General features: G+C 65.7%; 22 protein-coding genes. 8 read left to right on the top strand and 14 right to left on the bottom strand.

Features of this window, described 5'->3' with window-relative positions:
• Positions 1-40: 40 nt before the first annotated feature.
• The 3 genes from J3E61_RS30065 (at position 41) to J3E61_RS30055 (ending at position 1,990) form a co-directional block, all read left to right on the top strand.
• Positions 41-547, top strand: coding sequence for a sodium:proton antiporter (locus J3E61_RS30065; protein ID WP_192722939.1), 507 nt, complete (start codon positions 41-43; stop codon positions 545-547).
• 36 nt (positions 548-583) lie between these two features.
• On the top strand, positions 584-1,438 hold the full coding sequence (locus J3E61_RS30060) for a DoxX family membrane protein (RefSeq protein ID WP_210086349.1): 855 nt from the start codon (positions 584-586) through the stop codon (positions 1,436-1,438).
• Positions 1,439-1,519: 81 nt separating this feature from the next.
• On the top strand, positions 1,520-1,990 hold the full coding sequence (locus J3E61_RS30055; RefSeq protein ID WP_210086348.1) for an RDD family protein: 471 nt from the start codon (positions 1,520-1,522) through the stop codon (positions 1,988-1,990).
• Between the two features lie 33 nt (positions 1,991-2,023).
• On the opposite strand, the gene J3E61_RS30050 is transcribed toward J3E61_RS30055, so the two are convergent.
• Together J3E61_RS30050 and J3E61_RS30045 are read right to left on the bottom strand one after the other, a co-directional pair.
• Entirely contained in the window at positions 2,024-3,493 is a 1,470-nt protein-coding gene (locus J3E61_RS30050) for a gluconate transporter (RefSeq protein ID WP_210086347.1), read from the bottom strand.
• On the bottom strand, positions 3,490-4,008 hold the full coding sequence (locus J3E61_RS30045) for a gluconokinase (protein ID WP_210086346.1): 519 nt from the start codon (positions 4,006-4,008) through the stop codon (positions 3,490-3,492). Before J3E61_RS30045 ends, J3E61_RS30050 begins: the two co-directional genes overlap by 4 nt.
• Before the next feature lie 123 nt (positions 4,009-4,131).
• Between J3E61_RS30045 and J3E61_RS30040 the strand changes: the two genes are divergently transcribed.
• Complete coding sequence (locus J3E61_RS30040) at positions 4,132-4,848, top strand: FCD domain-containing protein (protein WP_192722944.1); 717 nt, start codon at positions 4,132-4,134, stop codon at positions 4,846-4,848.
• On the opposite strand, the gene J3E61_RS30035 is transcribed toward J3E61_RS30040, so the two are convergent.
• Positions 4,845-5,585 (bottom strand): DUF4333 domain-containing protein, encoded by a 741-nt coding sequence (locus J3E61_RS30035; RefSeq protein WP_192722945.1) that lies wholly within the window; start codon positions 5,583-5,585, stop codon positions 4,845-4,847. The two genes, J3E61_RS30040 and J3E61_RS30035, sit on opposite strands and share 4 nt — an antisense overlap.
• A 93-nt stretch (positions 5,586-5,678) precedes the next feature.
• Here J3E61_RS30035 and J3E61_RS30030 point away from each other — a divergent pair, with 93 nt between their 5' ends.
• The 3 genes from J3E61_RS30030 (at position 5,679) to J3E61_RS30020 (ending at position 7,792) form a co-directional block, all read left to right on the top strand.
• Positions 5,679-6,563 (top strand): hypothetical protein, encoded by an 885-nt coding sequence (locus J3E61_RS30030; RefSeq protein ID WP_210086345.1) that lies wholly within the window; start codon positions 5,679-5,681, stop codon positions 6,561-6,563.
• 96 nt (positions 6,564-6,659) lie between these two features.
• A complete protein-coding gene (locus J3E61_RS30025; protein WP_210086755.1) occupies positions 6,660-6,986 on the top strand; it encodes a YnfA family protein in 327 nt (108 codons plus the stop codon).
• Entirely contained in the window at positions 6,986-7,792 is an 807-nt protein-coding gene (locus tag J3E61_RS30020) for an SDR family NAD(P)-dependent oxidoreductase (protein ID WP_192722947.1), read from the top strand. The genes J3E61_RS30025 and J3E61_RS30020 overlap by 1 nt, the downstream gene beginning before the upstream one ends.
• A gap of 13 nt (positions 7,793-7,805) precedes the next feature.
• Here J3E61_RS30020 and J3E61_RS30015 read toward each other — a convergent pair whose 3' ends face one another.
• Genes J3E61_RS30015 through J3E61_RS30005 form a run of 3 tightly spaced genes read right to left on the bottom strand, consistent with a single transcriptional unit; the run spans position 7,806 to position 13,262 of the window.
• Positions 7,806-9,779, bottom strand: coding sequence for a phosphotransferase (locus tag J3E61_RS30015; RefSeq protein ID WP_210086344.1), 1,974 nt, complete (start codon positions 9,777-9,779; stop codon positions 7,806-7,808).
• Positions 9,766-11,700, bottom strand: a complete 1,935-nt coding sequence (locus tag J3E61_RS30010) for a primary-amine oxidase (RefSeq protein WP_210086343.1) — start codon at positions 11,698-11,700, stop codon at positions 9,766-9,768. Before J3E61_RS30010 ends, J3E61_RS30015 begins: the two co-directional genes overlap by 14 nt.
• Positions 11,701-11,753: 53 nt before the next feature.
• On the bottom strand, positions 11,754-13,262 hold the full coding sequence (locus J3E61_RS30005; RefSeq protein ID WP_210086342.1) for a carboxylesterase/lipase family protein: 1,509 nt from the start codon (positions 13,260-13,262) through the stop codon (positions 11,754-11,756).
• Between the two features lie 77 nt (positions 13,263-13,339).
• Between J3E61_RS30005 and J3E61_RS30000 the strand changes: the two genes are divergently transcribed.
• Positions 13,340-14,023 carry a hypothetical protein gene (locus tag J3E61_RS30000; protein ID WP_210086341.1) on the top strand — a complete coding sequence of 228 codons (684 nt, stop codon included), beginning with the start codon at positions 13,340-13,342 and terminating at the stop codon, positions 14,021-14,023.
• Here J3E61_RS30000 and J3E61_RS29995 read toward each other — a convergent pair.
• The 8 genes from J3E61_RS29995 to J3E61_RS29960 form a co-directional block, all read right to left on the bottom strand.
• A complete protein-coding gene (locus J3E61_RS29995) occupies positions 14,013-14,939 on the bottom strand; it encodes a cation transporter (protein WP_210086340.1) in 927 nt (308 codons plus the stop codon). The two genes, J3E61_RS30000 and J3E61_RS29995, sit on opposite strands and share 11 nt — an antisense overlap.
• Positions 14,939-15,322 carry a metalloregulator ArsR/SmtB family transcription factor gene (locus J3E61_RS29990; RefSeq protein WP_192722953.1) on the bottom strand — a complete coding sequence of 128 codons (384 nt, stop codon included), beginning with the start codon at positions 15,320-15,322 and terminating at the stop codon, positions 14,939-14,941. The genes J3E61_RS29995 and J3E61_RS29990 overlap by 1 nt, the downstream gene beginning before the upstream one ends.
• Before the next feature lie 19 nt (positions 15,323-15,341).
• The gene (locus J3E61_RS29985; protein WP_210086339.1) at positions 15,342-16,433 is read right to left on the bottom strand and encodes an LLM class flavin-dependent oxidoreductase; all 1,092 of its coding nucleotides are present in this window, start codon (positions 16,431-16,433) and stop codon (positions 15,342-15,344) included.
• 10 nt (positions 16,434-16,443) lie between these two features.
• A complete protein-coding gene (locus tag J3E61_RS29980) occupies positions 16,444-17,460 on the bottom strand; it encodes an ABC transporter substrate-binding protein (protein ID WP_210086338.1) in 1,017 nt (338 codons plus the stop codon).
• An 11-nt stretch (positions 17,461-17,471) separates the two neighbouring features.
• Positions 17,472-18,197 carry an ATP-binding cassette domain-containing protein gene (locus J3E61_RS29975; RefSeq protein WP_192722956.1) on the bottom strand — a complete coding sequence of 242 codons (726 nt, stop codon included), beginning with the start codon at positions 18,195-18,197 and terminating at the stop codon, positions 17,472-17,474.
• Complete coding sequence (locus J3E61_RS29970; protein ID WP_210086754.1) at positions 18,194-18,922, bottom strand: ABC transporter permease; 729 nt, start codon at positions 18,920-18,922, stop codon at positions 18,194-18,196. Before J3E61_RS29970 ends, J3E61_RS29975 begins: the two co-directional genes overlap by 4 nt.
• Before the next feature lie 204 nt (positions 18,923-19,126).
• Positions 19,127-19,843 carry a hypothetical protein gene (locus tag J3E61_RS29965; RefSeq protein ID WP_210086337.1) on the bottom strand — a complete coding sequence of 239 codons (717 nt, stop codon included), beginning with the start codon at positions 19,841-19,843 and terminating at the stop codon, positions 19,127-19,129.
• 64 nt (positions 19,844-19,907) lie between these two features.
• Positions 19,908-21,131 carry an alpha/beta fold hydrolase gene (locus tag J3E61_RS29960; RefSeq protein WP_210086336.1) on the bottom strand — a complete coding sequence of 408 codons (1,224 nt, stop codon included), beginning with the start codon at positions 21,129-21,131 and terminating at the stop codon, positions 19,908-19,910.
• Positions 21,132-21,143 lie beyond the last annotated feature (12 nt).

Raw genomic sequence — 21,143 nt, 5'->3', positions numbered from 1 at the left:
CTCGCTGCTGCGCTACGCCGTTTGATGTCAAACTTGCGATGTGGAGGACATCGAGCATCCCGAAGCCCAGAAATGGGATCGGGATCGAGATGAGACGGAAGCACAACGGCTGGACCGCAATTGGTCGAGCCTGCTTCAGGAGTTGCGGGTGGCCCAGACCGGGGTCCAATTGCTCACCGGGTTCCTGCTGACGCTGCCCTTCCAGCAGCGGTTCAGCCAGCTCGACGGCGTGATGCGCACGGTCTTCCTCGTGACATTCGGCTGCTCGGTCGGTGCCACCGTGTTGCTGGTGGCACCGGCCAGCATGCATCGGCTGCTGTTTCGCCGTCATCGCCTGAAAACGTTGGTGTCCGCCGCACACACCTACGCAATGGCCGGACTGCTGCTCCTGGGAGTGGCGCTCGGCGGGGTGGCTGTCGTCATTTTCGACGCCGTGCTGGGCGCGACGGAGGCGTGGATCGCGGGTGGTGTGACACTGCTGGCCGTGGCGGCGTTCTGGTACGCGATGCCACTGATCGGACGGCGGGACGACGACAACCGCTACTGACGTTTGCGTCATGGGGGCCGGGGGAACACAGCGCTCATGTTGATTCGACGAATTGCGCGCCCGATGTTGTCAGCGGTCTTCATCAGCCGCGGCGTCGATGCGCTCCGCAGCCCTAAACCAGCGGCCGACGCGGCCCGTCCCACCCTCGAAGGTCTGAGCAAGCTGCCGGATCCTGTCGGTACCAATATTCCGTCCAACGCTGAGACGGTCGCCCGCGTCAACGCCGCGGTGCAGATCGGCGGCGGGCTGCTGCTTGCCAGTGGCAAGCTGCCGCGTCTGGCGTCTGCCGCGCTGGCTTTCACGGTGATACCGGGAAGCCTTGGCGCGCATACGTTCTGGGGTGAGGCCGATCCGCATCGCAAGGCCGACGAACGTCGCGCGTTCTTCACCGACGTCAGCTTGATCGGCGGGTTGATCATCGCCGCCGTCGACACCGAGGGCAAACCGTCGCTCGGTTGGCGCGGTCGCCGCGCCGCGCGCAAGGTGTCCGAGGCCGTCGGCGCCGCCCTTCCCGTCGGCGCAGCGACGGGTGGTGCGTTGGCGGACAGCGCGCTCGCGGAAAAGGTGGGCCACGGTTTGGCGGTTGGCGCCGAGCGTGGCCGCGAACTGGCACACGTCGCCCGCGAACGCGGGGCGGAATGGGCCGAGGTCGCCCGGGAGCGCGCACCCGTGTTGGCCGAGGCGGCCCGCGAGCGCGGCGCAGAGTTGGCGGAAATCGCGCGCGAGCGCGCACCCGTGTTGGCCGAGGCGGCCCGCGAACGGGGTGCCGAGTGGGCGGACATTGCGCGTGAGCGTGCGCCCGAAATCGCTGAGGTGGCCCGCGATCGCGCCGGCGACTTCGCCGACACCGCGCGCACTCAGGTCAAGCAGCAACGACGTCGCTGGACCTGACCCCAATGTCGTTGCGCGGCTGTTGAGATCGGGCCGCGTCGAATCGCCGGCGACCGCGCGTTCGAGCGGTACATTTGCCGCATGACAAGTGGTGAGTACGGCGAACTCGGGAGCTATCCACCGCCAGGCGGGCAGGAGCCCGGCGGCGTCGTTGTGCGGGTTGGTGCACGGGTGGTCGACGGCATCGTCGTCAACATCGTCGCTGTCTTGTTTGCCCTCGCCGCAGGCTCACTTTCGAGCTATTGGGTCACCGGCCTGTTCTCCGGCCTGCTGATGTTCCTCTACTTCTTGGTGTTCGAGGCCACCCAGGGTTGGACGCTCGGCAAGAAACTGCTTGGCCTGCGCGTCCACGGCCCAGGCGGGTCACCGAAACCAGACTTTCAACAGTCGGCGGTTCGCAACGTCTGGACGCTGTTGCCGATCATTCCGATCATCGGCGGCTTCCTGCTGTTCGTCGCTATCGTCGTGATAGTTCTGACCACCAACAGCAGCCCGACCAAACAGGGCAAGCACGACGAACTCGCGGGCGGCACCCAGGTCGTCAAAGGCTAGCTTGTCTCGTGAGCAGACGCCCGCGCTAGCGCGTCATATGAAGATGCCGAGAACCAGCACCAGCACCAGGCCCGTGACCGACAGCACGGTTTCCATGATCGACCAGGATTTGATGGTCTGACCCACGCTCATTCCGAAGAACTCCTTCACGAGCCAGAACCCGGCGTCGTTGACGTGGGAGAAGAACAGCGAGCCGGCGCCGACCGCGAGCACGACCAATGACACCTGGCCGGTGCTCATGCCTTCCACCAGGCCCAGCATCAGCGACGACGCCGTGATGGTCGCGACTGTCGCGGAACCTGTTGCGAGCCGGATCAATACGGCCAGCACCCAGGCGAGGAGAATCGCCGAGACCCCGGTGCCCTTTGCCCAGTCCGCGAGCATGGTGCCGATACCGGTGTCCACCAGGACCTGCTTGAATCCGCCGCCGGCGGCGACGATCAGGATGATGCCCGCGACCGGAGGCAGCGACGTCTCAAGGCATTTGACGATCTGATCGCGCGTCATCGCGGCCCCGCGGCCCAGCGTGAAGATGCCAACCACAACCGCGATCAACAACGCCACGAGCGGACGGCCCAGAATGTCGAACGTCTGGCGCAGCAGATTGCCTTTGTCGTCGATGAAGATGTCGACCAACGCCTTTCCCATCATCAAGCCGACCGGCAGAAGAACCGAAAACATAGTGATGCCGAAGCTGGGCCGTTGGCGCGCAACGCGGGTCGTGGTTTGGGTCGTCGCGCCCTCCCCCTCTGCGACGTCGGCAGCGGTAACCACTGAGCCACCGCCGTTGCTGGCGAAATCATCGGCCTCGAACCGATCAGGTACGTCGATGACCACCCAGCGCCCCGCCAGCCTGCCGAACAACGGGCCCGCCACGATGACCGTCGGGATTGCAACGAGCACACCCAGCGCCAGCGTGACGCCCAAATCGGCCTTCAGCAGGTCGATCGCGGTCAGCGGTCCTGGGTGCGGCGGCACCAGCCCGTGCATCGCGGAAAGCCCTGCCAGCGCGGGGATTCCGACGGTAATGAGGGAGAGCTGCGAACGCTTTGCGACCAAATAGATGACCGGCATCAGCAGCACCAGGCCGATCTCGAAGAACATCGGCAAACCAATGATGGCCCCCACCAAGGCCATTGCCCATGGCAGCGCGCGCGGCGAAGCGTGCCCCACGATGCTGTCGACTATCTCGTCGGCTCCGCCGGAATCAGCGAGCAGCTTGGCGAACATCGCGCCAAGTGCGATCAGGATGCCCACTCCCGCCGCCGTGGTACCGAACCCGTCGCCGAAAGAGTCGAGCACATCTCCGACGTTCTCGCCCGCGACGATGCCGACGGTGATGGCGCCGAAAATCAATGCGAGGAAGGGATGCAGTTTGGCGATCGTGATCAGCACGACGATCAGCGCAATGCCGGCCAGCGCCGCGAGGATCAGCTGCCAGCCCGAGGCGACGGGTTCTGGCAGCTTGGTGTCGGCCGCCAGGACGGTGAGTGCGGGGGTCATCGGTTCTCCTGTTCGGTTGTGCGCGTGGCGGATAACGCGACGTAGTTGTCGACGATGGAATCGATGTTCTGGTCGACATCGATGGCGATGCCGCGTTCGTCGGCCTCGAGTGGTTCGAGTGTGGAAAATTGCGATGCCAGCAGAGAGGCCGGCATGAAGTGTCCGGGACGGCTGGCCTGCCGCTTGCCGATGACCTCGGGCGTTCCGGCCAGATGCAGGAATTCGACGTCGGTGCAATGGCGGCGCAACTGATCACGGTATTTGCGCTTCAGCGCCGAGCAACTCATCACCCCGCCGTCGGAGCAATGCTCGGCGAGCCACTGCCCGATCGCCTCGAGCCACGGATAGCGATCGTCGTCGTCGAGCGGTTCACCGGCCGTCATCTTGGCGATGTTCGCAGGCGGATGAAAGTCATCGGCGTCCGCGAACGGCACCCGCAGGCGCTGCGCCAACGCCGCTCCGACGGTCGACTTACCTGAGCCAGAAACGCCCATGACGACGATTGGTGACGCCATCCCCTCCACCTACCCAGTTGTGCTTGCCGTCACACAGGATGCCTCAATGATCATACGATTGCAACTGTGTAGCGCAATCATATGGTTTTAATAACGTCAGCAAACCTATGACAAGATGTATGCGTGACCAGCGAAGCAAACGTCGGCGCTCTGCACGGCAACTTGCTGACCGCGCTGGGCACGGCGATCGTTTCGGGCGACTGCCCACCCGGCCAGGTGCTCACGCTCGACGGCGTCAGCGCGCGGCACGGCGTGTCGCGAAGCGTCGCCCGTGAGGCGATCCGCGTGCTGGAGTCCATGGGCATGGTCGAGTCGCGCCGCCGGGTAGGCATCACGATTCAGCCGGCTCACAAGTGGAACGTCTTCGACCCCCGCCTGATCCGATGGCGGCTCGAGGCGGGTGATCGCGCCGCCCAGCTCGTTTCGCTTTCGGAGTTGCGGCGCGGTTTCGAGCCGGCAGCCGCCGCGCTTGCCGCCCGGCGCGCCGACCCGCATCAGTGTCGGATCATGGCGGCCGCGGTTTCGGACATGGTCGTGCACGGCCGCTCGGGTGACCTCGAGTCATATCTGTTGGCGGACAAGATCTTTCACCAGACCCTGCTGGAAGCCAGTGGCAACGAGATGTTTCGGGCGCTCAACGGGGTCGTAGCCGAGGTGTTGGCAGGGCGCACCCACCACGGAATGATGCCCGACCAACCGAATCCCGCTGCCATCGAGCTGCACGACCAGGTGGCTCGCGCGGTCCGCCTCCGAGACGAGGACGGCGCCGAACGCGCCATGCGGGCGATCATCGACGAAGCGGTATCGGCTGTAGCCGAAGAGTTTTCGGAACAGCCCTAGGGGCGCGGCGCGTAGCTGTACTTGATGCTGCCGCCGCTGACCGTCGTGACCGTCAAGGTGAACTGGGTACTTTCTGAGCCGGTGACAACCGTACATTCGACGGTGTTGCCCGGCTTGCCCTCGAGGTTTCCGGTGCACTCGACTCGATCGGGCCTGCGTCCTGATTGCTGCTCGAATTCGTCGAGCAGTGAACTCGCGACCTCCTCTTTGGTCAGCACCGGCACCACGTCGAAGTTCATCATCAAACCCTCGACGCTGCTCACTTCGACGGTGCGCCGCAGTTTGAGTCCGCCCGAGTCCACGTCGCAATGTGCGGTCGAGCCGACCTTGCCCTGCAGGCCCGATTCACATGACACCGAGGCGACCGGAGCGTGTGACGCGTCTGCGACGAGGCGTGAGACCGCCTTTTCGAGTTGCTCTTTGGAAAGCGCCGGGCTCATCTCGTAGTTGATCGTGTCCCCGTCGATGCTGATGACCGTGACGACCGGTTCGAAGCTGTTCGTCGGGCTCATCACCACCTCGCAGCGGGCCGTCTTGCCGACCTCGCCGATCAGGTCGTCCTTACACGTCACCGACTGTGGTCGTTGACCGGCCTTCTCCAGCCGACTGGCGACGTCGGCTTGCAGGGCGTCTTTGCCGACCGCAGGCTTGCCGCCCAGCCCGGCGTTCGCGTCGCAGCCCGAGACCAGCGCCCACACGGTTGCCAAGGCGCCAAGGGCTGGAATCACCGTATGCAATGGCCGCCTCCTGGACCGTTGCTGGTGTGCGCCCACTGGGCGCTTGCAGGGACCATAGCAAGCTGGCTGGCGGTGTGATGGTTAACTGCAGAAGTGGCCAGACAACCTTCGCTCGCACGCCGCTTCTTTGATCGTTTCGAACCGGTACATGCAGTCACGTATTTCTCGCCGGAAGCGCGAACGGCCCTAGACGGGCTGGGATTTCGCGGTTTCTGGATGGGTTACTTCGCCGCTCGGTCCGCGCCGTTCGGGGTGGTGTCACCACAGGTTGTCACCGCCGCGTTCTACAACTTCACTCCCGAGCGCGTCGCGAAGTCGTTGCTCTCCGCATGGGAGGTCTCGTCGCCGGCCGACGCACTGCGCGTCCGCGAGGAGTCCGCGGTAGAGGCGTTGCGCCGCTACGGCGTTACCGATGACGAGGCCGCGGCCGCAGCCGAACTGGCAGAGAAGGCCGCCCGCGGTGCGCCGCTCGACGGGCGGCCGTTGTTCGCGGCGAATGCGGCGCTGGAGTGGCCGGCCGACCCCGTTGCCAGGCTGTGGCATGCGGTCACGCACCTGCGCGAACACCGCGGCGACGGGCACATCGCGGTGCTTGTGGCACTTGGAGTGTCAGGGCGGGAGTGCAACGTGCTGCACGCCGCTGCGGGCCGGGTGCCCACGGAGATGATCATGCGCGGCCGCGACTACGACGAGCAGCAGTGGGCGCACTACCGCGGGCTGCTGGCCGGCCGCGGGCTACTCGACGGCGACGGCGCGCTCACCGACGCTGGCCGAGAACTCAAGCAGCGCATCGAGGACAACACGGATCAGCTGGCGCTTTCGGCGCTCGAGGCGCTTGACGACGACGAGGTCGAACGGCTGTTCCAGGCGCTCACGCCGATCACTCGGAAGGTGGTGGCGGCCGGCGACGTTCCCGCCGCGACGCCCATGGGACTCGGCCGTGACGATCTTGACGACAACAGCGCCCACCTCCCCTAGCGCGACGCCCCTTTTCGCCGAGCGTGCGTGTCTGAACACTGACACGCCGCATTTTGCGTACATGTTGCGCACGCTCGCGGCACATTGAGAGACGTGATCGTGCTGAAATCCATCGCCTTGTTCGTTCTCGCCGCGCTGCTCGAGATCGGCGGCGCCTGGCTGGTCTGGCAAGGTGTGCGCGAACATCGCGGATGGTTGTGGGCCGGTGCGGGCGTTATCGCGCTGGGCGCCTACGGGTTTGTCGCGGCGTTCCAGCCTGATGCCAACTTCGGACGAGTGCTGGCAGCGTATGGCGGGGTGTTCATCGCAGGCTCGCTGATCTGGGGGATGGTCGCCGACGGATTCCGGCCGGATCGATGGGACATCGCGGGAGCCGTTGTAAGCCTGATCGGCGTTGGCCTGCTGATGTACGCTCCCCGCTGATGCGGATCATCGTCACCGGCGCCAACAGCGGAGTCGGGAAAGCAACCGCCGCGTCGTTGGCCAAGGACGGCCACAGCGTGGTGATCGCCTGTCGAAACCTGGAAAAGGGCGAGCGGGCGGCCGCCGAAATGTCGGGCGACGTCGAAGTGGCTGAACTTGACCTAGCCGATCTTTCGAGTGTCCGGTCGTTCGCCGACTCGGTGGAATCCGTTGATGTGCTTGTGAACAACGCCGGTGTGATGAATCTGCCGCTGACGCGCACCACTGACGGCTTCGAGGCGCACATGGGCACCAACCATTTGGGTCATTTCGCGTTGACATGTCTGCTCGGCGACAAGATCACCGGCCGTGTCGTCTCGGTGGCGAGCGCGATGTACCACTTCGCGCGTATTCATTTCGACGACTTGAATTGGCACAGCCGGAAGTACTCGCGGACGGCGGCGTACTCGGAGTCGAAGTTGGCCAACCTGCTGTTCGTGCGCGGACTCGTGGCCCGCGGCGTACGCGCATACGCGACGGATCCGGGTATGACCGACACCGGCATCACCCGAGGCATCGCGGCCGCTATGCCGGTCGCCGAACCGGTTACGGTGTGGCGTTTCTTGCACACTGCCGAGCAGGGCGCGCGGGCAAGCCTTCAGGCGGTGACGACCGATCTGCCAAGCGGGACGTATCTGGCGCCGAGGTTCAACCAGTGGGGTAAGCCGCGCGTCACGCACTTGCGCAAGAAGGCCCGCGATCCGGTAGCAGCCCGCCGGCTGTGGGAGCTGTCGGCCGACCTGACCGGTTGCGACTGGCCGAGCTGATTGCCGCGGAACGCTAGTGCTGGTTGCGGTTCCATTCCACCCAGCCGACGCCGCTGCGGCCGTCGTCAGTGGTGACCGTCGCCCAGGCCCGCGGGAAGTGGCTGATCCGCCCGTCGGGGGCGGTGAGCAGCACGGGGGCGTGCCCGCGAATATCGACCGTAGCGGTCAAGTCGCCATAGGCGATCGTGGTCGCGGTCGGTAAGTCGTTGTCGCCGAACGTCTCCCGCGCTGTGACACTCTGTAGTTCGGCAAGCGGCCGGCCGGGCTGTTGTACGTAGCCGATGCCGAACGGCGGCGCGCCGGGAATGCGAATGTCCACGCCGTGCAGGTGCGTGCCGTCGTCGAGATGCAGTGCGCTCCACACCCAGTCCATTGCCCACCAATCGCGGACGCCCCACGAGTGGTCGCGCTGGGCGGGAACCGCGCGTACGGACACCTCGCTGCCGCCGACGGTGAACGTCCCGGAAACCGTGCAGGGGATCTCATACCGCGGCGTGATCCGGTACAGGTACGGCGTGCCCGCTGTCGTCCAGCCCAGATCGATCGCAACCTCGACGGGTCGGCCTGCCTCACCTCGCAGTAGCGCCGCCGGATCGTCGTATGCCTGCCCCTGTCCCCGCACCTGCACCTGGTAGGTACGCAGGGGGTCCACCGCGACGAGCGTCAACTCATAGCCGTCGCCTCGTACCGCCGCGGGATCCTCAGGCAGCGCCGCCTCGAAATCGTTGATTGCCACGGTCGCCATGTCAGGACCGCACAGCAGCGCGTTGACCCACGCCGTCTGCTGGTTGGGATACAGCCCCAGCCTGATCCAGCCGCCGACACCCTGATCCGCGTCGGCAAAGTCGAAGTACCAGCTCTCGTTCCAGAACGGTTCGTCGGTGCCCTCGTGCGGGCCCTCGTCGGCCGGCTCGGGTGTAAGTGGTTGCACCACAACAGGTTCGGGAAGGGTCGCCAGCGCATCACAGTCGAGCACATGCTGGCAGTGACGCTCCAGCATGACCATGAACATGTCGTCGCCGCGCTCGGTTCGTGCAACCAGCATGGACGAGACGATCGCCATCATGACGCCGAAGAAGCTCTGCCGCCGAACCCCTTCGCGCACGTCGTCGAGGCTGATCAACCCGCCGAGCCTGTAGTGGTAGGCGCGCAACAGCGCGTCATAGTGATCGCGGCGCGGCTCGTCGGGCAGCGCACATCCGAGGAAGTAAGCCACATCGGTCATGGCCGGGCCCCATGCCACCGTCTGCCAGTCCACCACAGTCAGCGGACGGTCCGCGCCCTGCTCACCGAACAACATGTTGTCCACCCGATAGTCGCCGTGCACCAGTCCGTGCGGCCGCTCGGGAGCGGATTCGCTTGCGACGTATGCGTCGAAGCTTGCGACCAGCCGCTCACACACGTCGCGATGCGCTGGAGCGATACGGTCACGATATCGGTCGACGAATCCCGCATACAATTGGGCGATCAGCGCCTGGTTCATCGGGGACTCGCGATTGAGCCAGTCTGCGTTGGCCATTGCCGCATCGCCGAGCAGCGGCGCATGCACCCGGCCCAATTCCGACAACGCCAGCTTGGCCTGTTCGACTGTCGCTCCGCGGATTTCGTCGCCGACGACGGCCGGGCCTGCATCGCCCAACAGCAGGTGAAACGCGCCGGTGGCGGTGTTGAAGGCCGCGTGATGGCATGGCGCGATCGGCCCGTCGATGGCCGGTGCGATATCGGTGTAGAACCGCACCTCTCGTTCGTACAGACCAAGAGCGAGGCCCGTCTGCCTGCTCACCGCGTCGGTGGCGGCGACCTTGAGCACCACTGACTTTGGGCCGTCGGCGCCATCGGCGTAGGACAGTGCTACGCGGTAGCACTCGCTCATCTGGCCCGTACCGATGCGCTCGAACGCGAAATCGCTCACCGGCACCCCGAGTGCGGTGGTCAGCCATTCGGCCGTCAGATCGGCGGGCCGCTCCACCACGTCAGTGGTGTGCACTGGTCGCCGATGTGTGAGATCCCGCCACGTCCAGTGCCGGGTTGCGGTCGAAGAACCCGAATGGCTTGAGCCAGAACGACACCACGTCGACCGGCATCACCGGCCAGTCCTCTGGCCGGGTGATGTGATGGATGCCGAACACGTACCACATCACCACATCGGTGTTCTCGATCGACCGGTTTGCCAGCGTCCACCGGCCCAGCCCGTTGTCTTTCTTGGACTGGTTCACGAATTCGCCTGCAGGCCAGCGCTCGTCGGGGCAGTTCGGCGTCACCCACAGCGTGTGGCCGATCACGCTCGCACGTTCCAGAAGCGGTGATTCGGGATCGAACATCGGCGGAATCGCTCCGCTGGGGACCAATTTGTACGACGGGTGGGTGCCCAGACCGTTGACCACGTTGGTGTTGACCACCTTCCAGCAGCGTTGTGTCGCGAAGTTCACGTCCTGCTTCGCCTGGCTCTCGGTGCGCAGCGGCACATTGCGCACGACGAGCGAAAGTCCGTGCGGGTTATCGGGACCGACCGCTTCCGCGTGCGACTCGGTCATGTAGACGGTGTTGTCGCAGCCATCGATGTCCATGTCGAGGCGTGCGACTAAAAAGTGTTGGTGGAACGGCGCATACGTGCGCTCGTCCACCAGGGTGCCGTTCGGATGCGCCTGCCCGGGTGCCAGCGGCGTGGTCACCATGATGCCGGTGGCCCGCACCTCGCATTCGATGTTGCCGTCCTGGTGTAGCCGCCAGTACACCAGGTATTCGTAGTTGGCGACGGTGACGTGAAACGAGATCGTCAGCCGACGCATCCGGCGCACCTCGGCGCCGATGTCGTGGTCGACGTGCTTCCACAGCACCGCGGCGTCTTCCTCGTGGATGCAGATCGCATTGGCGATCGTGTAGGGCTCGCCCTTGCTGTTGTGCAAAACCGCGTCCAGGTAACGGATCTCGCCAAGACAGTCGCAGCCGAGCTCCAACGAGGTGGTCATGAAGCCAAGGCCCCACTCGCCGATGTCGAAGGCGGTGCGCCGGTAATGATCGACCGACGGATCGCGGTAGGGGACGATCATCTCCGCGAACGACAAACGATGTGCCACTGAGCGATTCCGGTCGCCGTCGCGGTAGCGAACGGTGTGCAGCGTCATCCCCTCGCGGTGGTTGAAGCCGATGCGCAGCGACCAGTTCTGCCATTGCAGTTCGTGGCCGTCCAAGGTGAACGACGGCCCGTCTGGCTGGGCGATGTGCAACGGTTTGAGTGGATCGCGGCGCGATGCCGACCGAATGTGGTCCGGTATGTGGCTCGGCACGTATTCGCCCATCACGCGGGGTCTCTCGACGCCGGTCTGAGAGAAAGGACCGGAGTCCTCGACCCGCAGCAGCTCCATCGAATTGAGATCGATCACGCAGTGCAGCCCGCTGATCAGGTTCGCGTACGGGTTGGCGCCGGGCACCGCCTTGAGCCAGGTGTCCGACCAGCCGAGCCGCCGGTCGCGCCACTGCGGCGGGGCCACGGCGTCGCCGAACGTCCACGTGTCGAAGAACACGAGGTCCATCTCGGTGATACCGCGTTTGGCCAGCGCAGCAATCAGGTCAGGATGGCTACGCAGCAACTGGTCGCACTCCACGAACTCATCGACGGTGAAGTTGGCCTGCACACCGGGAATGTGTTCGAACGATTCGACGCGGTTGTCGGTCAACGACACGAGGCTCTTGTACGTGGCGTTGACCGACCGCTGCAGACAGATCACCTCGGCCCGTCGCGCCGGAGGCGGCCCCCCGTCGTCGAACGACGTCAGTTCGGTCTTGCTCGGTTCGGCCAACTCGATCGACGCGTACCGCCAGCCGTCACCGACGCCGTGTTCGCGCTGCAGGATCGACGCGACCGCCAGAAACTCTTCGCCAGTGAGCGGATCCAGTGGATGAGCCACGGGATTACGCAATCACACCGGCGTCACGCCGCGCAGCCAATTCGGTGACGGCCTCAGCCCGTTGCCAGCGAGAAGCCTTCCCATGCCTGCCTGCGGTCGGCGTGTGGGTCGTATTCGACGTGGGGCCGCCGATCCAGCACCATCACCGCCCGGTCCTCGCTGTTGTATGCCGGCCAGTCCTGGCCCGGGACTCCGGTACGGGCGAAGGCACGCCAGCGGGTCTGCACGTCGTCGCTGACCCGCAACGTCGTCCGCCGGTCGGCCGCCGCCGTCAGCAGCCTGCCGAATGTCGTGCGGTAGACGTCGAACACCGCCAACAACTCGGTGGCGTGCGTCGCGCCGAACCCCGACCAGCGCAGCGTGCGCGGCGCGTAGTCGTAGCGGTAGAGGTAGGTCGGCGCGTGGCAGCTGTGCGCCTCGGCGATCTGCCACGCCGCCGAGCCGAATGCGAAGTCGCTGCCGAACTGAATGCATGCCGCAGGATTCGGGTAGCCCGGGTATGCGGCGGTAATGCGTTCGCGCTCACCGGGTTCCACCGCCGCCAACAGGCGCTCGATCGTCGGCTCGGTCATCGGCAGAAGGTTCAGGAAACGGCCGAACAACCTGGCCTCCTCGGCATTGGTGCCGACGATGAGCGGCACGCGATGCGCGGTGCCCGCCCTCATCGCCTCGACCGGATCCAGCGGCAAGTATTCGGTCCCGCGAGTGGGCCCGGCGGCAAACGCGCCGAGCATCTCGCGCTGCCCCTGCCGCACCAGCTGCTCGAACGCGTTGACCAGGTCCGCCGGTCGCGCCGCCATCACCGCGCTGGCGCCGTCCTCCCTCCCCGCGCCCAGCAGCGAAGCGAACTTCGTTGCGTATTCCGCTGCGATCTCTGGGGAACGCACCATACCCGCGGCCGGGCTCTCCGAAATCGCCTGGGCGAAAAGGCCTTTGGCGGCGGGCACAGCCAGCAGCGTGGCGACGGCGTGTGCGCCTGCGCTCTCGCCGAAGATCGTCACGTTGCCGGGGTCGCCGCCGAACACCGCGATGTTGTCGTGCACCCAGCGCAGCGCCATCACCAGGTCACGCAAGAACAGGTTGTCGTCGATGGTGATGTTCTGGTCGGACAGCGACGACAAGTCCAGACAGCCCAGCGCGTTGAGGCGGTAGTTCACCGAGACATACACACAACCCTTGCGCGCCAGCGCTGCGCCGTCGTAGACCGGTGTCGCCGAACTGCCCATGAAGTAGCCGCCGCCGTGTATGAACACCATGACCGGTAACGGCTGATCCGAAGGACGCTTGGGCGTGACGACGTTGAGCGTCAAACAGTCCTCACCCATCGGCTGGTATTTGCCGGGAGCGACCATCGTGTACATGCGTTGCTGCGGCGAGCAGTAGCCGAATCCGTGGCAGTACCGCACGCCGCGCCACGGCTCCACGGGCTGGGGCGCACGCAGACGCAGCGGCCCCACCGGCGGGCGCGCATACGGTATGGACCGCCACCGATTCACGCCGTCGCGGGTGAAGCCCTCGACCGTGCCCGACTCGATGGTTGCGCGGACAACATGCTCGTGCATGACTTCGACGGTATCGAAAGAGCCTCGCCGCCGCGCCTGGCCAGCGATTGCGTGTCGGGCCGCTAGCCTTGGCCGTTATGCGGATTGCTGCCCTGATCGCGGCGTCTGTGCTGGTGGCGGGGTGTTCACACACCGTGGCCGGGGAACAGTCGACGCCCTCGTTGACGGTCCCGCCGAGCACAACGCACGCCGCACCTTCAACGACTTCGCCCACCTCGACCACGACTGCCAAGGCACCGGGGGCTGGGGCACCGATGCGCGACGTCATCGCGTGGGTTGAGGCGGGCGGGGCTGCCGACGCGGCACAGTTTCACTCCGCGACCCGCGACGGCGCGACGACCGATCTCGGCGAAGACGTCGCGTTCGTCACGCCGTCGGGCAAGACCAACTGCATGACCGACGCGAAGTACAGCCAGGGCGCATTGGCGTGCCTGGTGGATCTGACGAATCCGCCGCCGAGGCCCGACGACGCCTACGGACAGTGGAAGGGCGGCTGGGTCGACTACGACGGCATGAGCGTGCAGATCGGTTCGGTGCACGGCGACCCCGGCCGCTTCACCGCGGGCTCGGGACCGGAACTGCCGTACGGCCAGTCGCTGGCGTTCGGCGACTACCGCTGCCGCAGCGACCAGGCCGGGTTGGTGTGCGTGAACTATGCACACCAGTCCGCGGCCAGGTTCAGCGACGCGGGCGTGCAGGTGTTCGGCTGTCTACAACCGGCAACCGCTCCCCCGCAGATCGGCCAGATGTTCAGCTGCTGAGCACGGCCTCATGAGCCGGATAGGCGTGCACGATCACCGATATGAGCTTCGGAATGCTGTGGGCCAGTTCATGTTCGGCGCTGTGCGCGACAGCGTGCGCTTCGGCCAGGCTCAGTCCCGGATCGACGTCGAGTTCGGCGTCGGCTTCCAGCTGATGGCCAACCCAGCGCATCCTGACCCGTCGCACCGCGCGAACTCCTGGCCGGGCGGCCAACACCGTGACGGCGTTCTCGACCAGATCAGGGTCGACGCGATCCAGCAGCCTGCCGAAAACGTCGCGCGCCGCGAACACCAATACGACGACGATGACAGCAGCGATGACCAGCCCGACGATCGGGTCGGCCACCGGAAACCCCAGTGCCGCGCCGATAGCACCGGCGACTACCGCCAGCGACGTCAAACCGTCTGTGCGCGCATGCATTCCGTCGGCCCGCAGCGCCGCCGACCCGATTCGCTTGCCCACTCGAATCCGGTAAAGGGCAACCACTTCGTTGCCGAGGAATCCGACGATGCCTGCGGCTGCGACCCAGCCCAGATGCGCCAACGGGGCGGGATCGATCAGCCGGCGGATGGCCTCGACTGCGGCCACCACCGCCGAGATCGCGATCACGGCGACCACGAACAGCCCGGCCAGATCCTCGATTCGGCCAAACCCGTACGTGTAACGCCGGGTGGCGGCCCGGCGGCTCATCGAGAACGCGACCCACAGTGGGACCGCGGTCAGCGCGTCGGAGAAGTTGTGCACAGTGTCGGCGAACATCGCGACCGAGCCCGACAGCGCGACGATGACGCACTGCGCCGCCGCCGTGAGGCCGAGCACCACCAGGCTGATCTTCACCGCGCGGATACCCTCGGCGCTGTCGCGCATGGCGTCGTCGAGGCTGTTCGTGTGGTCATGACTGTGAGTGAGGCCCATCAGACCGCTCCCTCGTGCAGCACCCGCAGCTCGCCGTCGTCCAGGTGATGCGCGGGCACGCCGCCCGCCGCGTGTTCTGCGTTGTACACGGCGTCGGTGACGAGTTGGCGGACGTGATCGTTCTCCAGCCGGTAGATCACCTGGGTGCCCTCGCGCCGGGTTCGGACCAGCCGCGCCATCCGCAGCTTGGCCAGGTGCTGAGACACCGAGGGCCCCGGCTTGCCGACACGTGCGGCCAGGTCATTGACGGACAGCTCGCGGTCGGCGAGCGCCCAGAGCAGCTGAACGCGCGTGGAGTCCGACAGCATGCGGAACACCTCGACAACCAGATCGGCTTGCTCGTCGGCCAGCCGCCGGCCGCAGACCTTCTTATCTGCATTCATACGCAGATAATAGCGCGCGTCAGGCGACGCCCTTCTGCTTCAGCAGGGGCAGCACACCCTCGGCGAACCAGTAAGCCTCTTCCAGATGGGGATAGCCGGACAGGATGAACTCGTCGAAGCCAAGCGAGTGGTACTCGAAGATCAGGTTCGCAACCTCTTCGTGACTGCCTACCAGCGCCGTGCCCGCTCCGCCGCGGACCAGGCCGACGCCTGCCCACAGGTTCGGGTAGATCTCCAACTGGTCCACTCGGCCGCCGTGCAGTGCGGTCATCCGCCGCTGCCCCTCGGACTCCGACTTGGCATGCAGCTCAGTGGCTTTGGCGATTTGGTCCGGTGTCAGTTCGGCCAGCAATTCGTCGGCGACAGCCCAGGCCGCCGCGGAGGTGTCGCGGCTGATCGTATGCAGGCGGATACCGAACCGGACGCTGCGGCCCCGCTCTTCGGCCAGCTTGCGGACCGCCGCGATCTTGGCCGCCGCCGCCTGCGGCGGCTCGCCCCATGTCAGATAGACGTCAACGTACTCCGCGGCGATTGGCAGCGCGGCAGGCGAGGAGCCACCAAAGTAGATCTGCGGCAACGGATCCGGCGGCTCCGACACCCGCGCATCGGCAACCGAATAGTACTTGCCTTCAAAGTCGACGGAGTCCTGGCGCCACACGGAGTTCACGATGTGCAGGAACTCCCCCGTGCGGGCGTAGCGCTCGTCGTGACTGAGCCAGTCGCCGAAGCGGCGCTGCTCCAGATCGTCGCCACCGCTGACGATGTTGAGCAGCACACGCCCCTCCGAGAACCGCTGCAACGTCGCCGTCTGCTGCGCGGCCAGGGTCGGCGGCACCAAGCCTGGCCGGAACGCGACCAGAAACTTCAGCCGTTCGGTCTCGGCCAGCAGCGCCGACGCGGTCAGCCAGGCATCCTCACACCATGTTCCCGTCGGTGTGAGCACGCCCTCGTAGCCGAGGCGGTCGGCGGCCCGAGCCACCTCGGCCAGATACCGTCGGCTGGGGGCGCGATAGTTCGCAGGCAGCGTGTGGTGTGACGACGCGTGCGACGCGCCGACGATCGAGCGGCTGTCGCCGTTGGTGGGCAGGAACCAGAAGAATTTGGCTGGCACGTCGGGGCTCCTAATTGGTGCTGATGAACAAGGGGCGCAACACGTCGTTGAACCGGCGGTCCACCCAGTTGTCGAATTTCGGTGCGGGTGAAGCGATTTGGTTCGACGAGGCGAAGAGATCGGCCAGCTTTTGCTCGGATGCGACGATCTCGTCGTCCAACTCGGTGGGCAATCGCAAGCTCCGACCCTGCACCACCGCCGCGACCTTGGGATCCAGCCCGACCGCAGCGGCGTAGCTGTCCGCCCACTGTTGCGGGTGGTCCTTGGCCCACCGCGCCGCCTTCTCGTAGCGCACCAGCAGGTCGGCCAGCGCGGTGTTGCGCTTCGGGTCGGCAAGCGTCGCATCTGACGCGATACCGAACCAATACCCGTTGGTGACGTCTCTGGCCTGGCCGATGCTGCGCACGGGCAGCTGCGCGGCGGCCTGCGCCGTGTACGGATCCCAGATGGCCCAGGCGTCGGCCTGGTGCTGCCTGAACGCCGACAGCGCGTCGGCGGGCTGCAGGAACACCAGCTTGACGTCGGATGTCGAAAGCCCGGCCTTCTCCAGCTGACCCAGGATGTGGCCGTGTGCGGAGCTGCCCTTCCCGACGACGATGCTCTTGCCACGCAGATCATTGATCGACCGGATCGGCGAATCGGCATGCACCAGAATCTGATCGCCGTTTCCGCCGCCGTCGTATGCGGAGACGACCTTGACCTTCGCATTCGACGCCGTGCCGAAGATCGGCGGCGAGTTGCCGGTGATCGCGAAGTCGATCTTGCCTGCCGTGGCGGCCTCCACCTGCGGCGGGCCGGAGGTGAATGTCGAGAACGCGACTCGGTACGGCAGGTTGTCGAGTGCGCCCGCGGCCCGCAGCAGCGCTTCCGTTCCGCCCTTCTGATCGCCGACTTGCAGTGTGAGACCGGACAATTCGGACAGAGGCACCGTCGCCGGCGCCTGCTGGGCGCCCGCATTGTCCTGCCGTGACACACAGCCCGACAACAGTGCAACCGTCGCGAGCAGGATGACCAATGTTCTACGCATGAAATCCCTTGTCAGATCTGAACACCGAGCTGGTCGAGCAGCTCGATGCGATAACGCTCGGTCTCTGTCCCCACTGTGCGGGGGTGGTCGATTGTCAGCGTGTGGATCACCTGTCCGGCTTCGAGGACGACCACCCGGTCGGCCAGCGCGACCGCCTCGTCCACGTCGTGCGTCACGAGCAGCACCCCGAACCCGTGTTCACGCCACAGGTCGAGCAGCAGCGCACGCATGCTCAGCCGTGTCAGCGCGTCCAGCGCGCCGAACGGCTCGTCGAGCAGCAACAGCTCGGGTTCGGCCACCAACGCGCGGGCGAGCGAAACCCGTTGCGCCTGACCACCAGACAGCGTCAGTGGCCACGCGGCGGCACGGTCGGCCAGGCCGACATCTGCCAACGCTCGATCCGCGCGAGCCTGCGCATCGGTTCGCGGGATCGTGCTGCGCGTCAACCCGTAAACGACGTTGGTTCGGACGTCACGCCACGGGAACAGCCTTGGCTCCTGAAACGCCAGTGCCGGAGCCCCGGACACCACGCGCTCTCCGGTGTGACCGCTCGACAGGCCTGCCAACACCCGCAGCACGGTCGACTTACCTGAGCCGCTGCGTCCGATCAGCGCCACGATTTCGCCGCGCGCAACCCGGATAGACACGTCGGTGAGGACGTGATGGTCGCCGTACCACTTGTTCACATTCCGGAGTTCGCCCGCGACGGCGACTCGACGTTCGGCGGCAATGGTCATGTGCGATACCTCAATGCTCGACGTTCCAGCGTGCGGACGACGGCGTCGGTGCCGATGCCAAGAAGCGCGTAGACGATCAGCCCGAAGATGATGATGTCGATGCGCAGGAAGTCACGTGCGTTGTTGATCAGAAAGCCGATTCCCTTGTCGGCGTTGATCTGTTCGGCGACGATCAGCGTCAGCCACGCGATCGCCAGTGACTGCCGCAGGCCGACGAGGACCTGCGGAGCGGCGCTGGGCACGATGATGTTGCGGAACCTCTGCCACAGCGAAAAGCCGAGCACCTGGGCGGTTTCGAAGAGTTTCGGGTCGACCTGACGGATCGCCGAGAAGGTGTTCAGGTACAACGGGAAGCTCACACCGAGTGCGACCAGCAGCACCTTCGGCAACTCGCCGATGCCGAACCACACGATGAACAACGGGATCAAGCCGAGGTGCGGCAGCGCACGGATCATCTGCATCGGCGGGTCGACTGTCGCCTCGAGCCACCACGACAAGCCAACGGCGGTGCCCAGCGCGACGCCGAGGAATCCGCCGAGAAGCAGGCCTTCGATCACCCGAATGCCCGATACCTGTAAGGCATCTGCCAGTTGACCGTTCTCGATCAACTCGACGCCGGCCTCGACTATCAATGACGGTGCGGGCAACACATCCTGCGGGATCAATCCAACGGCGCTGCCGAGCTGCCATACGCCCAACAGGACCAGCGGCGACAAGAGGCGGATCACCGCCCACTTGCGATGGGCCCACCGGCGGTTGACGGCAGGCGTGGTGGACGCCAACGGCACGGCCGGCTCGGCAGAGACAGTCACGGTGAGCCGACGCTACGCGTTGCGGTAGCTCCGCTGAAGGGTTTGATTCTGGGTGATGCAAAGACCAACGGCCCAGCCGGAACGTCGAGCTGGGTCGTTGGGCGACAAAACCATTCGTTAACTGAGGCGGAAGGTTCCGTTGACCAGAGTCGGGGTGACCTCGTGGTCGTTGATCGTGGATCTTGCCGTTTTGTTCTGCAGAAACTGGATCTGCGCGGCCTGCTGCAGCTGCCGCTTGTTGCGAACGCCGTTACGGAACTGCTGTTCGTTTAATTGCTGCAGTTCGGCCTGTTCGAAGTCGCGGCCGGTGATGCTGCCGGTGTTGAACTGAACGCCGATCGCGGTTCCGTCCGCACGCACCACCCACGATGCCCGCACACCTTCGAAGGCCGCGGTGTACATGCCGGCCACACCCGACACGGGCGCGGCGGTGAACTTGTAGGCGACGCCGTTCATCGTCAAATCACCTGCCACGTCTGAGCCGTTGAATTCCGCCTGCAGTGTGTCGCGGAAGCGCGACTTGATGTCGAGCCTGCCGTCGGCCTGGTTGCCGAAGAACCAGGCTTCATCGTCGGTGCCGTTGCAGGCATACGCGGCTATCGAAGTGCCGTCGACGGAGATGCCGATGGTCATCGTCTTGCCGTCGGCCGCCTTCATGTCGGCGACATACCTTGCCGACTGAGGAAACGGCTTGGCCGTCGCGGAGGGCGGTGTGGTGATCGCCTCGGATGTGTTGGTCGCTTCGGTGTTCTTTGCGCCGGAGCATGCGGACAGGGCGCCAAGGGCGAGAAGCGCGCTGACACCCACCATCAGGGTGCGGAGGTGCTTTTTCATGTCACCAGCATGATTGGCTCACAGGCAACTCACATGAAGAATGTATGGAGATTGCGTGGAGATCTCAGACCGCAAGGAACGTCTCGACCTCGGCCAAGAACACCGGCCACGCAGGCTCGGTGGCGGTCAGCAGATGGTTGTTGCTGGACAACGCAACCAGCCTCGAATCGGGGATCAGCGCGGCCAACTCCTCGCCGAATCGCATGGGCACGCGGTGGTCGTCGCGAGAGTGCATGATCAACGCCGGGCAGGACACCTCCCGCGCCAGGTCGCGAACATCGATGCGGCCGAACTCCTCGAGAAACCGCACCGCGTTCTCCGGCGAGGTGGTGCGCCGTTGCAGCTGATCGAAGGCTGCCCAGTCCGCGCGGGTGCCGTCGGGCAGAAACTGGGCCGCGAACACCTGACGGAACGCGGGATCATCCCGCCCCCAGCCGACGCGGGCGAGGTCGAGATCCAAAGCCGCAGCCCGCTTTTCCTCGTCGCCGACCGCCCGCACCCCACGGCCGCGCGCATACGCTCCGCACAACACCAGATGGCTGACGCGCTCCGGGTGGCGGGCCGCGTAGGCCACTGCGACCGCGCCGCCTTGCGAAACGCCGAGCAACGGAAAGCGCTCAAGGCCAAGCGATTCGACCACTGACTCCAGGTCGGTCACCCAGTCGTCGAAAGTGAAATCGGTTGCATCCCAATCGGATAGGCCACAACCGCGTTCGTCGTATCGGATGAATCGATACTTCATCGACAGGTCGCGCACCCAGTGCTTCCACACCGGGCTTTCGATGTCATAGCCGAGGTGCGTCATCCAGTTAGCCGCCCGGACCAGGGGCGGCCCCTCCCCTGCCACCGCGTAGGCCAGCCGCACCCCGTCGGCGGCATGGCAGAACGCGATGTGCTGGCGCGGCGGCGCAGGCTCCGGCGCCGCCTCGGGTTCGGTCGCCGTATCTTCAGCGAGCGTGCCGACGAATTGGTAGCCGCGGCCGCGGACGGTCCTGATGTAGCGCTGCGATTCCCCGTCGTCCCCAAGTGCCCGCCGCGCGGCCTTGATACGGCTGGTCAACGCGGCCTCGCCGACGAACCGGCCACCCCAGACGGTGTCGAACAGTTCTTCTTTCGTCACGAACCGATGCGCGTTGCGGACCAGTTCGGTGAGGACATCGAACACCTGGGGCTCTACGCGGATCACGTCATCGCCGGAACGCAGTTCGTAGCGCTGCGTGTCGAGAACAAAGGCGTCGAAGCGCCACACGCCGGCTTCTGGAGGTGATACGGACACCGTGTTCCCCATCTTGTCGTTGGC

It is taken from the genome of Mycobacterium sp. OAE908, from assembly GCF_017872775.1.
Taxonomy (GTDB): Bacteria; Actinomycetota; Actinomycetes; order Mycobacteriales; family Mycobacteriaceae; genus Mycobacterium.
Note: the sequence above shows the minus strand (reverse complement) of the source record. Positions and strands in the feature narration are given on the sequence as shown.